Below are 13661 nucleotides of genomic sequence, written 5' to 3' on the forward strand. Positions count from 1 at the left end.
ACAATGGCTGAAGTACTTCATCAACATGGACATGATAATCATCACCACGATGATACTGATATCACTGTCTTTGGTTTCTGGGCATACTTGATGAGTGATCTTATCCTATTTGGTACACTCTTCATTGCCTATGTTGTTTTACATACACATGTACCAGCAGGTACACCAACTCCAACTGAACTATTCAGTGAATCACTAAGCTATGTTTTAGTTGAAACATTTGCACTTTTGATCTCTTCTGTAACATTTGGCTTTGCGGTTCTTGCACGATATAAAAACAATGCAAGCGGTGTAATTACATGGCTAATTATCACCTTCCTGTTCGGTGCTGCTTTTATTGGTATGGAAGTTAATGAGTTCCATCACTTAGTTATGGCAGGTCATGGTCCAACACATAGTGCTTTCCTATCAGCTTTCTTTACACTAGTTGGAACGCATGGTATCCATGTAACTTCTGGACTTGTATGGATGCTTGTCTTAATTTTCCAAATTAAGAAAAATGGTTTAACACTTCCTAATACACGCCGTCTTGCATGCTTAAGTCTATTTTGGCATTTCCTTGATATTGTATGGATCTGTGTATTCAGTGTTGTTTACTTAATGGGAGTTATCTCATGAGTCATAATCAATCACATGGTAGCTTAAAGCAATACACTATCGGTTTTATCCTTTCTATTATCCTTACCATTATCCCATTTGGTATGGTGATGACAGGTGGATTTAGCCATACTCTATTGCTTTCAGTGGTAGGTATTACAGGTATTGTTCAAGTTCTTGTACAGTTGATTTTCTTCCTACACATGAACTCATCAGAAGAACAAAGTTGGAATGTAATTGCTTTTATTTACACAATTTTAACAGTTGCAATTCTTCTTATTGGTTCTGTTTGGGTAATGAACTACTTACATTACAACATGATGATCTAAACTGGTTGTCATGCTGAAACAATATATATTCCTGACAAAACCAGGGATTCTATTTGGTAACTTCGTTACCACTTTGGGTGGCTTCTTTTTAGCCACCCAAGGCTCTGTGAATATCCTGTTACTTCTACTCACTCTTATAGGTACAACATTAGTTGTAGCATCTGGGTGTGTTGTAAACAATTTCATTGACCAAGATATTGACCCTAAAATGCAACGCACACAAAATCGTGCATTGGTCACTAAAGTTATCAAACCATCTATCGCATTATGTTTTGCTTTTGTTCTAGGTAGTATTGGCTTGGCTATCTTATGGTACTTTACAAATATCTATGCTTTTAGTTTTGCAGTACTTGGTTTCATTGTTTATGTATTCTTTTATAGTTTATGGTCTAAAAGAACATCAATTCACCAAACAGTTATTGGCAGTATTTCAGGTGCTTGCCCACCTGTTATAGGCTATACAGCTGTTGCACATCAATTTGATATTGCAGCATTACTTGTATTCCTTGCCTATGGTTTATGGCAAATGCCTCACTCTTGGGGAATTGCGATTTATCGTTTTGATGACTATAAACGCGCAGGCATCCCTATTTTGCCTGTTGCACGTTCAATTGCTCGAACAAAATTAGAATGTTTAATATATGTGATACTGTTTACAGCTGTATTAAATGGCTTATATTGTTTTCACTATACAAATGTTTTTTTCTTAATTACTTTTAATGCACTTTGTTTTTATTGGTTATATTTATCCATTATTGGCTTCAAAAAAATGGATAATGAAGGTGAGAAAATTTGGGCAAAACGCTATTTTCTTTATTCTGTGATTTTAATTACAGCATTAAGTATTAGTTTTAGCTTTAGCTACCAATCTCCCGCACCATTCTTACCTATTTTCTAATTTAAGATAGAGTGCTGCTTCACTCTATCTTAAAGCAAATTAACCTTGAATTTTGATAAAAAACTATATAAAATCCACAACTCGCTTTTGCGACATACTGTAATCGCAGTATGACTCCTTGCTTTTAATTAATATTTTATTTAAAAGCTGCATAAACCGTAAGGAGCTGACAATGCGTCACTACGAAATCGTAATTCTGGTACACCCAGACCAAAGCGATCAAGTGGTAGGTATGGTTGAACGCTATATCTCTCACATCAAAGAAGCTGAAGGTCAAATTCACCGTTTAGAAGATTGGGGCCGTCGCCAATTGGCTTACCCAATCAATAAAATTCATAAAGCACACTACATTCTAATGAACGTTGAATGTGGTCAAACTACGCTTGACGAATTAAACGAATTATTCCGTTACAACGATGCAATTATTCGTAATTTAGTTATCCGTCGTGATAATGCAATTACAGAAGAATCTTTGCTTGCTAAAAGTGCTGAAGAAAAACGTGCGCGTAAAGCTCAACGTGAAGAAGCACAACAAGCAACTCAAGAATCTGCTGAAGCTTAAGGAGAACATCAATGGCACGTTTTTACCGTCGTCGCAAGTTCTGCCGCTTTACAGCTGAGAATGTTGCATACATCGACTATAAAGATATCGATACTTTAAAACAGTATATCACTGAAAACGGCAAGATCGTTCCTAGCCGTATCACTGGTACAAAAGCACGTTATCAACGTCAATTAGCGCTTGCTGTTAAACAAGCTCGTTTCTTGGCTTTGATTCCGTACACTGACAACCATAAGTGAGGTGAGCTGTGGACGTTATCTTATTACAACGCATTAAAAACCTTGGTAAATTAGGCGACAAAGTAGCTGTTAAAGCTGGTTATGGTCGTAACTTCTTAATTCCTCAAGGTAAAGCTGTTGCTGCTACTGAAGCAAACACAGCTGCTTTTGAAGCTCGTCGTGCTGAACTTGAAAAAGAAGAAGCTGCAGTTTTAGCTGCTGCTCAAGCACGTGCTGACCAATTAAACGAAGTAAACATCGTTATCACTGCAAAAGCTGGTGATGAAGGTAAACTATTCGGTTCTATCGGTACTCGCGATATCGCTGATGCTTTAACAAATGCTGGTCTAAATGTTGACCGTGCTGAAGTTCGTTTACCAAATGGTGCGCTTCGCCACACTGGTGAATTCAACATCGCAATCCAATTGCATCATGATGTTGTTGCAGAAGTTCTCGTTACTATCGTTTCTGAGTAATTTATCTGCATAAAAAAGAGCATGCCTTTGCATGCTCTTTTTTTGTTTTTATAGTTCTATAATTTTGTATCATTTCTCGTTAAAATAACTCGTCCAACTCTCTGCTTTTCTATATGAACGCTAAGGTTATTTATGTCTCAGGCGAATGCCCCACTTGCACCATCATCATTAAAAAATGATAACAAAAACTCATTAGAGTCAAATCAACTCAAAGAGTTTCGTACACCACCCCATAACTTGGCTATTGAGCAGGCTGTACTTGCAGCATTAATGACTGTTGCCGAATCATTTGAGCAAGTTGGTGATACACTCACTGAAGAAGATTTCTACGCAACACGTCATAAATACATCTTTCGTGCAATAGATAAACTTGCAAAAGATAACTCTCCATATGATGCTGTATTGGTTCATGACTGGCTAACAAAACAGAGTCTACTTGATACTGTAGGTGGAGAAGACTATCTAATGCAATTAATGTCAGACTCACCTTCTAGTTTCTACAATTTAGAAACATACGCCCATAAAATTAAAGAATTTGCTACATTACGTAGCATGATCAAAGCAAGTAATGAAATTTTACTCAATGCTTATGATACAAAAGGTCGTACTGTTTCAGACTTGCTCGATCTTGCCGAAACAAATATTTTTTCTATTGCTGAACAGCATAACAACAATAAAAAGAGTGCAGGTCCAAAACCAATCACTTCCGTTGTTTCAGACGTATTTAATAAACTGAGTGAGCTCTCCCAAATGGAAGGCAATATTACAGGGCTTTCTACAGGGTTTTTAGAGCTAGATAATAAAACATCTGGTATGCAAGCAGGAGACCTTATTATTGTTGCTGCACGTCCATCTATGGGTAAAACAACATTTGCAATGAACCTCATTGAAAGTGTTTTATTTAACTCAGATTTGCCTGCATTAGTCTACTCTATGGAAATGCCTGCCGACTCAATTGCAATGCGTTTGATTTCTTCTTATGGCAAAGTACATCAGGGGCATCTTCGCTCAGGAAAACTAGACAGTGATGAATGGTCAAAAGTAACAGGAACAATTTTACAGCTACAAGAAAAATCACTGTATATAGATGACTCCTCTGCTCTTCCACCAACAGAATTAAGAGCACGTGCGCGTAGAATTGCAAAACAACATGGTGGAAAACTTGGCTGTATTATGGTCGATTACTTACAGCTTATGAAAGTACCTGGTATGGGTGACAACCGTGTTGGTGAGATTTCAGAAATTTCTCGAAGCCTAAAAGCATTGGCAAAAGAAATGAACTGCCCTGTTGTCGCACTATCTCAGCTCAACCGTAGTTTGGAAAATCGACCAAATAAGCGTCCTGTTATGTCAGATTTACGTGAATCAGGAGCAATTGAACAAGATGCCGATTTAATTATGTTTATTTATAGAGATGAAGTCTATAATAAAGAATCTAAAGAAGCTGGTACTGCTGAAATTATTATTGGTAAACAGCGTAATGGACCTATTGGCACTGTTAGACTTGCTTTTGAGGGTCAATATACTCGATTTAGTAACTTATCGCCTGAGTATTACAATCAATTTGATGATGATGAATAACTAACGAGGTGGCTTTATTATTTGATAAAGTCACCCTCACCTTTAAGTATCATATTAAAATCTACTAGCCTCCTCTCATCTTTTTAGCGTAATATTTTAAAACACAATCTAACATTTTCACTTAATTATTCATCAATTATGTCTACACAAGAAAAAGACACCTCCAACAGCTTATACCGACAATGGCAAATTTTATCTCGGCTTACAGCGGGCACATGGACTGGTACTAGAACACTACAAGAAATATTAGAACGAGAAGGTATTGCCATCAGTTTACGTACTATTCAACGTGATTTAAACCAACTTGCCCAACGATTCCCTATCGAAAATAATGGAGAGATACCTCAGGGATGGCGTTGGCAAGCAAATGCACCTATTCAAAGCCTACCACAGATGACAAGCTCCCAAGCTGTTACTTTTATGATGGTTGAGGAACACCTAAGACATCTACTACCACAAAGCTTAATTGAAGAAATGAACCCTTGGTTTGATTTAGCAAGACATAGCTTATCTACACAAAATAATGTGAGACAGTGGATTAATCGCGTACGTATCGTACCTGCATCGCAACCACTTATACCACCTATTGTCAATAAAACTGCTCAACAAGTAATTTATGAGGGATTACTACAAGATAAACAACTAGAATGTATTTATCAGGCACGTAGAAATCAGGGGGAAAATAAAACTTATATACTCAATCCTTTGGCTCTCGTGCAAAAAGGAGCAATTATTTATCTTATCTGTACTCGGCATGACAAATCAGATGTTCGTACTTTTGCGCTCCATCGATTTAAATCAGCTATCGTATTAGATCGTCGTGCATTACACCCTGCTAATTTTAACATTGATGAATATATAGAATCAGGTGCACTTGGTTTTAGAGTTAACTATGATCAGCCTACAAAAAATATTCAGCTTAAACTCAAAATGACTGAAAATACGGCTCAGACTTTTTACGAAAGTAAATTAAGCCTAGACCAAAAAATTGAGCCTATAGATGAAAATATTGTTGAAGTTTCTGCAACAGTACCTTTCACTTCTCAACTCGTATGGTGGCTCAGAAGCTTTGGCAAAAAAATTCTTCATATAGAACCATATATAGTAGCACAACAAGTATATGAAGTAGAAGAAGAAAAACCTGCACAATAATGCAGGTTTTTTAAAAGTTTATGCAATTTTACGCGAACTATTATTTTTACGAATCGTAATCATAATTAATTGTACTGCTGCTGGCGTTACACCAGGAATACGATTTGCTTGTGCTAAAGTTTCTGGCCGAACAGCCTTTAACTTTTGAGTAATTTCTCTTGAAAGACCTGAAACAATATCATAATCAAAATCAACAGGAATTTTAGTTTCTTCTAAACGTTTTAACTGAGCAACATCATCTTGTTGACGGTTAATATATCCTGCATATTTTACAGCAATTTCGATTTGCTCACCTACTTGCTCTGTTACCTCAGAACCTGTAAGTTCTGCAATTTGCTTAAAGTTTACTTTTGGACGCTTTAAGAGATCAATTGCACTACACTCTTTACTTAAATCTGCACCAGTCATTTCTACGAATTTTTTACCCATTGGGTTATTCGGTGCTGCCCATAGATGTTGCAATCTTGCTGTCTCAGTTTCAACTGCTTCCATTTTCTCACAATAAGCTGACCATCTTGTATCATCCACAAGACCCATCTCACGTCCAATAGCTGTTAAACGCTGATCCGCATTATCTTCACGAAGCATTAAACGATATTCAGCACGTGAAGTGAACATACGATATGGTTCTTTAGTACCAAGCGTAATCAAGTCATCAACCAGAACACCCATATAGGCCTCATCACGTTTTGGTGTCCATTCCTCTTGTTCCCACGCACGGCGCGCTGCATTTAATCCTGCAAGAAGACCTTGAGCACCCGCCTCTTCATAACCCGTTGTACCATTAATTTGACCAGCAAAATATAAGCTATTAATGGCTTTCGTTTCTAACGTAAATTTTAATGCTTGCGGATTAAAATAGTCATATTCAATTGCATAACCTGGCCGTAAGATATGTGCATTTTCCATACCACGGATTGAACGAACCAATTTAAATTGAACATCAAATGGAAGCGAAGTAGAAATACCATTTGGATATAACTCATGTGTAGTTAGACCTTCAGGTTCAATAAATACCTGATGGGAATCTTTATCTGCGAAACGATGAATCTTATCTTCAATAGAAGGACAATAACGAGGACCTACACCTTCAATTACACCTGTATACATTGGCGAACGATCTAAGCCACTACGAATAATGTCATGAGTTTGTTCATTGGTATGTGTAATATAACAATTCACTTGTTCTGGATGCATAGATGCATCGCCCATAAATGACATTGTTGGTGATGGAAAATCACCAGGTTGTGCTGTCATTACAGAAAAATCAACAGAACGTGCATCAATACGTGGTGGTGTACCTGTTTTTAAACGACCAACGGGTAATTGTAGTTCTCTAAGTCGATCTGCTAATGCAATTGAGGGTGGATCTCCTGCACGACCACCACTCGATTTTTGCAAGCCAATATGGATAACACCACCCAAAAATGTACCTGTTGTTAATACTACGGTTTTGGTTTCAAAATGGATACCCATTTGAGTAACAACACCCTTAACAGTATTACCTTCAACAATAATGTCATCAGCAGCTTGCTGAAAAATATCTAAGTTTTTTTGGTTTTCTAAAGTATCTCTAATCGCAGCTTTATATAATACGCGGTCAGCTTGCGCGCGTGTTGCTCTTACTGCTGCACCCTTTCTAGAGTTTAAAATACGAAATTGAATACCTGCCTTATCTGCTGCAAGCCCCATTGCTCCGCCCAATGCATCAATTTCACGAACTAAGTGAGATTTTCCAATACCACCAATTGCAGGGTTACAGCTCATCTGCCCTAAAGTCTCAATATTATGAGTCAGTAGCAACGTCTGTCGGCCCATACGAGCTGCTGCAAGTGCGGCCTCCGTACCAGCGTGACCACCACCAATAACGATAACATCGTAAACTTTAGGATAATGCATAATATTAGCGTCAGAAATAAAAAAGACCCAATATTATAGCAGAAATATTACTTGAAAGATGCTTTTTAGAAATACATTTTCATTTTATCGAAATCACACAAAATAGCATGTATTTGCATTTAATATCATTTGTTCACAAAGAAGTACATTTATTTTACTAAAAATGGGTGACATCACTATGCTGTTTTTTTATACTAAATTTACGCATTAAAATCTAAATACAAACAGATCACATAAGGAATAATAGCAATGAAAAATAAAATTTTAACCGCTGCATTATGTGCAAGCCTTGGGCTTGGTCTAGCAACAATGGCTCAAGCACGTGAGCATAATGAAAATAACTACAATCCACAGCGTTTTGCACAAGTTTGTCGAGGAAAAACTGTAGGTGCGCCTGCTTCTTTTGCAGCAAATGGTATTCTTTGGAATGGTACTTGCCAAGCGCAATTTATCCCTGCTAAACCAAGTAAAGCACTCAAAGGCGATGAACCTGAATTATCAAGCGTATGTAGCACAGACCCTTCATCTAAAAGCGTAAATATTGCTGGTCAGAACTTTACTGGTAAATGTGCCCTTGCATTTACACCTCCTAGCCCTCAACACCCATAATTCACTATTAAAATAAAAAACGGTCAAAATGACCGTTTTTTATTTGCGTCTATACTAATAATTAATGAGCATATACAGGGAATTTAGCACATACTTCTGACACTTTATCTTTTACCGCAGCAATTACAGCGTCATCACCTTTACTGTCAAGAATATCAGCAATCCAATGAGCAAGGTCTCTTACTTCGCCTTCACCAAAACCACGTGTAGTCACAGCAGGTGTACCAACACGAATACCTGATGTTACAAACGGAGAACGTGGGTCATTTGGAACAGAGTTTTTATTTACAGTAATATGTGCAGAACCTAACCATGCATCTGCTTCTTTACCTGTAATATCTTGTTTAATTAAAGAAACAAGTAATAAATGGTTATCTGTACCACCAGATACAACTTCATAACCACGTTCCATTAGAACTTCGCCCATTGCCTTCGCATTTTTAACAACTTGTTGTTGGTAAACTTTATATTCAGGCGTCATTGCTTCTTTAAAGCAAACGGCTTTACCTGCAATCGCGTGAACCAATGGACCACCTTGATTACCAGGGAATACTGCTGACTGTAGTTTCTTTTCAATCTCTTCATTTGCTTTCGCAAGAATAAGACCTGAACGCGGACCACGTAATGTTTTATGTGTTGTTGTTGTTGTTACATCTGCAATTTGCACAGGGTTTGGATAAACACCAGCAGCAACCAAACCAGCAACATGAGCCATATCTACAAATAAGTACGCACCTACTTTATCTGCAATATCACGGAAACGTTGCCAATCAACAATACGACTATATGCAGAAAAACCTGCAAGAATCATACGAGGCTTATGCTCTAATGCTAAACGCTCTACTTCTTCATAATCAATTTCACCAGTTTCCGGATTTAAGCCATATTGAACCGCGTTATATGTCTTACCCGAAAAGTTTACTTTAGAACCGTGCGTTAAATGCCCACCATGTGCAAGACTCATACCAAGAACAGTATCACCTGGATTAAGTAATGCTAAATATACTGCTGCATTAGCTTGTGAACCTGCATGTGGCTGAACGTTTGCATAATCAGCACCAAAAAGTTCTTTTGCACGGTCAATCGCCATTTGTTCGATTACATCTACGTATTCGCAACCACCGTAATAACGCTTACCAGGATAACCTTCTGCATATTTATTTGTTAATTTACTGCCTTGTGCTTCCATAACAGCAGGAGAACAGTAGTTTTCAGATGCAATAAGTTCAATATGAGCTTCTTGACGAGCATCTTCAGAAGAAATTGCTTTTGCTAATTCTGGATCAAATTCAGAAATTGAGATGTTGTCAAACATTAGCGAGGGTCCTATTAATTAGGGCTTTTAAGCCGTGCTAAAATCGAAGTTTATTCTAACACGAACTTTTATTATTTTTTGCATGAAGTTTCATTAAGATGCAATAAAAGTCTTTCATCTTTATACATTAATTAGTTTTTTCAATTATATATTTTATAAATTCTAATTTTATGTTTAAATATATGATTCTTTAAAATAAATTAATCAATACTCGTAATTTATTATATTAAAGAACACAAACATTTTTGGCTTAGATTTTTCTAGAGTGACAGAAAATTTTTATTTCATGTCTCAATATTATAAAAATGCTAATATATAAGATAAAATTTTAGACCTTTTAAACGTATGCGAAGCATTATATTAGATACTGAAACACACAACTTAAATGGCCTCCCAATAGAAATTGCTTATGCACCTATTGAGCTCAATGCGGGAAAACTCACGCTATATAAAGATCAGATTTTTGATCAATTTTATCAAGTTGGTGAACCAATTTCATATGCATCTATGGCTGTTCACCATATTTTAGAATCCGATCTTGAACAACAGCCTTTTTATACTGAGTTTCAACTACCAAAAGAAACAACATATATCATTGGGCATAATATTGATTATGACATTAAAGCAATTTCTTGCTGTGGAGTAGATACTACAAATATTAAGCCTGTTTGTACCCTAGCTCTTGCACGTGCTATATGGCCAGATGCAGAAGCACATAATATTTCAGCGCTTATTTATCAAATTAGTAAAGGCAGTTCAAAAGCAAGAGAATTACTAAAAGGTGCTCATAGAGCAGACGCTGATATTATTTTAACTGCAAATATTCTAATGCATATTATTGCACATACAGGTGTAAATAATATCGAAGAACTTTATAAAGCTTCTGAAGAAGCACGTATTCCCAAAATGCTTAATTTTGGAAAACATAAAGGTACAGCCATTGCAGATTTACCTAAAGACTATGTTCAATGGCTATTAAAGCAAACCGAACTAGATACATATTTAAGACAGGCACTAGAAGCTAGTCACTCATAATTAATGGTTATATTTTTAAAAATTACATGGATGTAAATTTTAAAATTCGAAACTACAGGATTAATATGTATTTGTTTACGGTACCCATTTTTCATGATTAGCCACTTATCGCAAAAATTACGAGAAATCATGATAACAAGTTACGCTGTATTCTTTATATTTCAATGTTTTTGAGAAGAGTTGGGATTGTCAATTGGTACGCCCAGCGGGACTCGAACCCACTCCACAGGCTTCGGAAACCTGTACTCTATCCAGTTAAGCTATAGGCGCGTTATTATATTTTCGACGCCATAATAACAAAAAAAAATGGAAAATACAGTCTATTCAATTATTAATAAATCCTTATGTATATCATTTAATCGTTATTTTTTAGAAAGTCTGAATTACAACATGACTACTTGGTTTATTGAAAATAATCAATCACAATATATCGTATCTAATTATAACGTGAGAAATTCATGACTGATGCTTTAATGCTTCACGAGTTATCGAAAACCTATAAAAATGGTTTTGAGGCACTCAAAGGTGTCAATTTAAAGGTACCTGAGGGTGAATTTTATGCGCTACTTGGTCCTAACGGCGCAGGTAAATCAACAACTATAGGCATCATTAGCTCATTAACCCAAAAAACAGCTGGCAATATAGAAATATTTGGTCATGACTTAGATACACATCCATCACAAGCAAAGCAATGTTTAGGTGTCGTCCCTCAAGAGTTTAATTTCGGTCACTTCGAAAAGACCTTTGATATTTTAGTTACTCAAGCCGGCTACTACGGTATTCCAAAAAAAATTGCAGAGAAACGTGCAGAGCATTACTTAGAAAAATTAGGCTTGTGGTCTAAAAGAAACATGCAAGCAAGAATGCTCTCTGGTGGCATGAAACGCCGCTTAATGATTGCACGAGCAATGATGCATGAACCAAAATTACTTATTTTAGATGAACCCACCGCAGGCGTAGATATTGAACTTCGACGCTCTATGTGGGAGTTTCTAAGCGAAATGAATGAAAATGGTACTGCCATCATTCTTACTACACACTACTTAGAAGAAGCAGAAATGCTATGCAGGCGCATTGCAATTATCGACCATGGCGTTATTAAAGAAGATACTTCAATGAAAAGCTTTCTAAGCCAATTGAATGAAGAAACCTTTATTTTTGATTTAGAAGAAGCTATTGAACCCGTATCTATCGAAATTATTGGTATTCAGTTCAATTTAGTAGATAGCATGACTTTAGAAGTAACAATGGACAAAGCGCATGCTCTCAATGAACTTTTCCAACTTTTTGAAGCATTAGGTATAAAAGTCCGAAGTATGCGCAATAAATCGAACCGATTAGAAGAGCTATTTGTTAAAATGGTAGAGAAAAACTTACAAGGAGCATCTTCATGAATATGAATCAGCTCTGGATCGCGCTTTGGACACTCGTAACCAAAGAAGTCAGACGTTTTATGCGCATTTGGCCACAAACACTTCTACCACCTGCAATTACAATGAGCTTATATTTTGTGATTTTTGGCAACTTAGTCGGCTCACGTATTGGAGAAATGGGTGGCTTTAGCTACATGCAATTCATTGTACCAGGCCTAATTATGATGTCTGTCATCACCAACAGTTATTCTAATGTGTGTTCAAGTTTCTTTAGTGCCAAGTTTCAAAAAAGTATTGAGGAGCTAATTACAAGTCCCGTACCACTCTCATTAGTGCTTTGGGGCTATGTGATTGGTGGAATTTGCCGAGGTGTATTGGTTGGTTTAATTGTTACTATTGTCAGCCTTTTTTTCACCCATCTTGAAATACATAACATTTTCATTACCATTTATACAGTCATTATTACAAGTCTTCTTTTTTCTATTGCTGGCTTTATTAATGCTGTATATGCACGCTCTTTTGATGATATATCAATTGTTCCAACATTCGTACTTACACCGCTCACCTATCTTGGTGGAGTATTCTATGCAATTAGTACACTTAGTCCTTTTTGGCAGAAACTTTCTTTAATTAATCCTATTGTATACATGGTCAATGCATTTCGTTATGGGATTTTAGGGCATAGTGATGTAAACGTGACAACATCGTTACTTGTCATTACACTATTTTGCGCAATTTTTTATGCATTTGCTTACTATTTATTATCTCGTGGTTCAGGAATACGTGAATGAGTGTCGAACAGTCTTTACTAGGTAAAGAAACCCAATATCCTACCCAATATCAACCTGATATTTTATTTCCAATTCCTCGCGAGCCATCTCGCGAGGCATATGCTTCTATATCAGAAGTGCAACAGGGCAATGATTGGTGGCATGTTTTTGAGCTATCATGGCTAAATTCACAGCATATTCCACAAGTTGCAATTGGGCGCTTAAATATTCCTGCTAGCTCCAAATATTTAATTGAGTCCAAGTCTTTAAAACTGTATTTTAACAGCCTAAATTTCACCTGCTTTGCAAATAATAATGAATTAATTCAAACTATTGAAAAAGATCTTTCTCAAGCTGCTCAAGCACTGATTACTTTAGAGCTCATCCATCCAAATGACTTATTAGTAAATCAACCTGAAGGCACTTGCTTAGATCATTTAGCACCGCAGAAGCTATCACAGCACCCTGATGCATCACTACTTGAATTAGACTCAACATCAGGTCAAGAAACTGAAGAATATTTATATTCAAATTTATTACGTAGTAACTGCCCTGTTACAGGACAACCTGACTGGGGAACAGTTTTTATTAGATATGAAGGTAAAAAAATCTCTCATGAAAGCCTTTTAGCCTATATCATTTCTTTTAGACAACATAATGGCTTTCACGAACAATGTGTAGAACAAATGTTTGCAGAAATTTGGCAAAATCTTCAGCCAAGCAAGTTAATGGTTTATGCAGCATATACACGGAGAGGTGGTTTAGACATTAATCCTTGCCGTGTTTCTCACCTATCATGGCTTCCTCAAACTCCCCTACGCCTATCTAGACAATAATCTACATAAGT

15 protein-coding genes and 1 tRNA gene are annotated in these 13661 nt (G+C 36.6%); 13 read left to right on the forward strand and 3 right to left on the reverse strand.

Annotated features, from left to right (window positions below):
- Positions 1 to 3 precede the first annotated feature (3 nt).
- The 8 genes from cyoC (at position 4) to AC1MPL_RS09470 (ending at position 5813) form a co-directional block, all read left to right on the forward strand.
- Positions 4 to 618: a cytochrome o ubiquinol oxidase subunit III gene (gene cyoC / locus AC1MPL_RS09435; protein ID WP_479765590.1), complete on the forward strand. Its 615-nt coding sequence runs from the start codon at positions 4 to 6 to the stop codon at positions 616 to 618.
- Positions 615 to 926, forward strand: a complete 312-nt coding sequence (cyoD, locus tag AC1MPL_RS09440) for a cytochrome o ubiquinol oxidase subunit IV (RefSeq protein WP_479765592.1) — start codon at positions 615 to 617, stop codon at positions 924 to 926. Before cyoC ends, cyoD begins: the two co-directional genes overlap by 4 nt.
- 10 nt (positions 927 to 936) lie before the next feature.
- Complete coding sequence (gene cyoE, locus AC1MPL_RS09445) at positions 937 to 1824, forward strand: heme o synthase (RefSeq protein WP_479765593.1); 888 nt, start codon at positions 937 to 939, stop codon at positions 1822 to 1824.
- A gap of 172 nt (positions 1825 to 1996) precedes the next feature.
- Positions 1997 to 2386, forward strand: coding sequence for a 30S ribosomal protein S6 (rpsF, locus tag AC1MPL_RS09450; protein WP_023271762.1), 390 nt, complete (start codon positions 1997 to 1999; stop codon positions 2384 to 2386).
- Between the two features lie 11 nt (positions 2387 to 2397).
- Positions 2398 to 2625 carry a 30S ribosomal protein S18 gene (gene rpsR / locus AC1MPL_RS09455; protein WP_023271761.1) on the forward strand — a complete coding sequence of 76 codons (228 nt, stop codon included), beginning with the start codon at positions 2398 to 2400 and terminating at the stop codon, positions 2623 to 2625.
- Between the two features lie 8 nt (positions 2626 to 2633).
- On the forward strand, positions 2634 to 3080 hold the full coding sequence (gene rplI, locus AC1MPL_RS09460) for a 50S ribosomal protein L9 (protein WP_237414058.1): 447 nt from the start codon (positions 2634 to 2636) through the stop codon (positions 3078 to 3080).
- Positions 3081 to 3212: 132 nt separating this feature from the next.
- On the forward strand, positions 3213 to 4661 hold the full coding sequence (gene dnaB, locus AC1MPL_RS09465; protein WP_479765595.1) for a replicative DNA helicase: 1449 nt from the start codon (positions 3213 to 3215) through the stop codon (positions 4659 to 4661).
- Positions 4662 to 4799: 138 nt separating this feature from the next.
- A complete protein-coding gene (locus AC1MPL_RS09470; protein WP_479765596.1) occupies positions 4800 to 5813 on the forward strand; it encodes a helix-turn-helix transcriptional regulator in 1014 nt (337 codons plus the stop codon).
- Positions 5814 to 5831: 18 nt separating this feature from the next.
- On the opposite strand, the gene mnmG is transcribed toward AC1MPL_RS09470, so the two are convergent.
- Positions 5832 to 7712, reverse strand: a complete 1881-nt coding sequence (mnmG, locus tag AC1MPL_RS09475; RefSeq protein WP_479765598.1) for a tRNA uridine-5-carboxymethylaminomethyl(34) synthesis enzyme MnmG — start codon at positions 7710 to 7712, stop codon at positions 5832 to 5834.
- A gap of 249 nt (positions 7713 to 7961) precedes the next feature.
- On the opposite strand from mnmG, the gene AC1MPL_RS09480 reads away from it, so the two are divergent.
- Positions 7962 to 8321 carry a hypothetical protein gene (locus AC1MPL_RS09480; protein ID WP_479765599.1) on the forward strand — a complete coding sequence of 120 codons (360 nt, stop codon included), beginning with the start codon at positions 7962 to 7964 and terminating at the stop codon, positions 8319 to 8321.
- A 61-nt stretch (positions 8322 to 8382) separates the two neighbouring features.
- Here AC1MPL_RS09480 and glyA read toward each other — a convergent pair whose 3' ends face one another.
- Entirely contained in the window at positions 8383 to 9636 is a 1254-nt protein-coding gene (gene glyA, locus AC1MPL_RS09485; protein ID WP_479765601.1) for a serine hydroxymethyltransferase, read from the reverse strand.
- Positions 9637 to 9981: 345 nt separating this feature from the next.
- On the opposite strand from glyA, the gene AC1MPL_RS09490 reads away from it, so the two are divergent.
- On the forward strand, positions 9982 to 10671 hold the full coding sequence (locus tag AC1MPL_RS09490) for a putative quorum-sensing-regulated virulence factor (protein WP_479765602.1): 690 nt from the start codon (positions 9982 to 9984) through the stop codon (positions 10669 to 10671).
- A gap of 194 nt (positions 10672 to 10865) precedes the next feature.
- On the opposite strand, the gene AC1MPL_RS09495 is transcribed toward AC1MPL_RS09490, so the two are convergent.
- Positions 10866 to 10941: transfer RNA gene (locus tag AC1MPL_RS09495), tRNA-Arg, on the reverse strand.
- 188 nt (positions 10942 to 11129) lie between these two features.
- On the opposite strand from AC1MPL_RS09495, the gene AC1MPL_RS09500 reads away from it, so the two are divergent.
- The 3 genes from AC1MPL_RS09500 to queF are packed head-to-tail and all read left to right on the forward strand — an operon-like array spanning position 11130 to position 13650.
- A complete protein-coding gene (locus AC1MPL_RS09500; RefSeq protein WP_479765603.1) occupies positions 11130 to 12065 on the forward strand; it encodes an ABC transporter ATP-binding protein in 936 nt (311 codons plus the stop codon).
- Entirely contained in the window at positions 12062 to 12835 is a 774-nt protein-coding gene (locus AC1MPL_RS09505) for an ABC transporter permease (RefSeq protein WP_479765605.1), read from the forward strand. Before AC1MPL_RS09500 ends, AC1MPL_RS09505 begins: the two co-directional genes overlap by 4 nt.
- Positions 12832 to 13650 carry an NADPH-dependent 7-cyano-7-deazaguanine reductase QueF gene (gene queF / locus AC1MPL_RS09510; RefSeq protein ID WP_479765607.1) on the forward strand — a complete coding sequence of 273 codons (819 nt, stop codon included), beginning with the start codon at positions 12832 to 12834 and terminating at the stop codon, positions 13648 to 13650. Before AC1MPL_RS09505 ends, queF begins: the two co-directional genes overlap by 4 nt.
- Positions 13651 to 13661 lie beyond the last annotated feature (11 nt).

Source organism: Acinetobacter sp. N1-1 (genome assembly GCF_056711485.1).

Bases quoted from the DNA above. Each gene is read 5' to 3' on its own strand.
- cyoC (WP_479765590.1), top strand. From the start codon at position 4: ATGGCTGAAGTACTTCATCAACATGGACATGATAATCATCACCACGAT.
- cyoD (WP_479765592.1), top strand. From the start codon at position 615: ATGAGTCATAATCAATCACATGGTAGCTTAAAGCAATACACTATCGGT.
- cyoE (WP_479765593.1), top strand. From the start codon at position 937: ATGCTGAAACAATATATATTCCTGACAAAACCAGGGATTCTATTTGGT.
- rpsF (WP_023271762.1), top strand. From the start codon at position 1,997: ATGCGTCACTACGAAATCGTAATTCTGGTACACCCAGACCAAAGCGAT.
- rpsR (WP_023271761.1), top strand. From the start codon at position 2,398: ATGGCACGTTTTTACCGTCGTCGCAAGTTCTGCCGCTTTACAGCTGAG.
- dnaB (WP_479765595.1), top strand. From the start codon at position 3,213: ATGTCTCAGGCGAATGCCCCACTTGCACCATCATCATTAAAAAATGAT.
- AC1MPL_RS09470 (WP_479765596.1), top strand. From the start codon at position 4,800: ATGTCTACACAAGAAAAAGACACCTCCAACAGCTTATACCGACAATGG.
- mnmG (WP_479765598.1), bottom strand. From the start codon at position 7,712: ATGCATTATCCTAAAGTTTACGATGTTATCGTTATTGGTGGTGGTCAC.
- AC1MPL_RS09480 (WP_479765599.1), top strand. From the start codon at position 7,962: ATGAAAAATAAAATTTTAACCGCTGCATTATGTGCAAGCCTTGGGCTT.
- glyA (WP_479765601.1), bottom strand. From the start codon at position 9,636: ATGTTTGACAACATCTCAATTTCTGAATTTGATCCAGAATTAGCAAAA.
- AC1MPL_RS09490 (WP_479765602.1), top strand. From the start codon at position 9,982: ATGCGAAGCATTATATTAGATACTGAAACACACAACTTAAATGGCCTC.
- AC1MPL_RS09500 (WP_479765603.1), top strand. From the start codon at position 11,130: ATGACTGATGCTTTAATGCTTCACGAGTTATCGAAAACCTATAAAAAT.
- AC1MPL_RS09505 (WP_479765605.1), top strand. From the start codon at position 12,062: ATGAATATGAATCAGCTCTGGATCGCGCTTTGGACACTCGTAACCAAA.
- queF (WP_479765607.1), top strand. From the start codon at position 12,832: ATGAGTGTCGAACAGTCTTTACTAGGTAAAGAAACCCAATATCCTACC.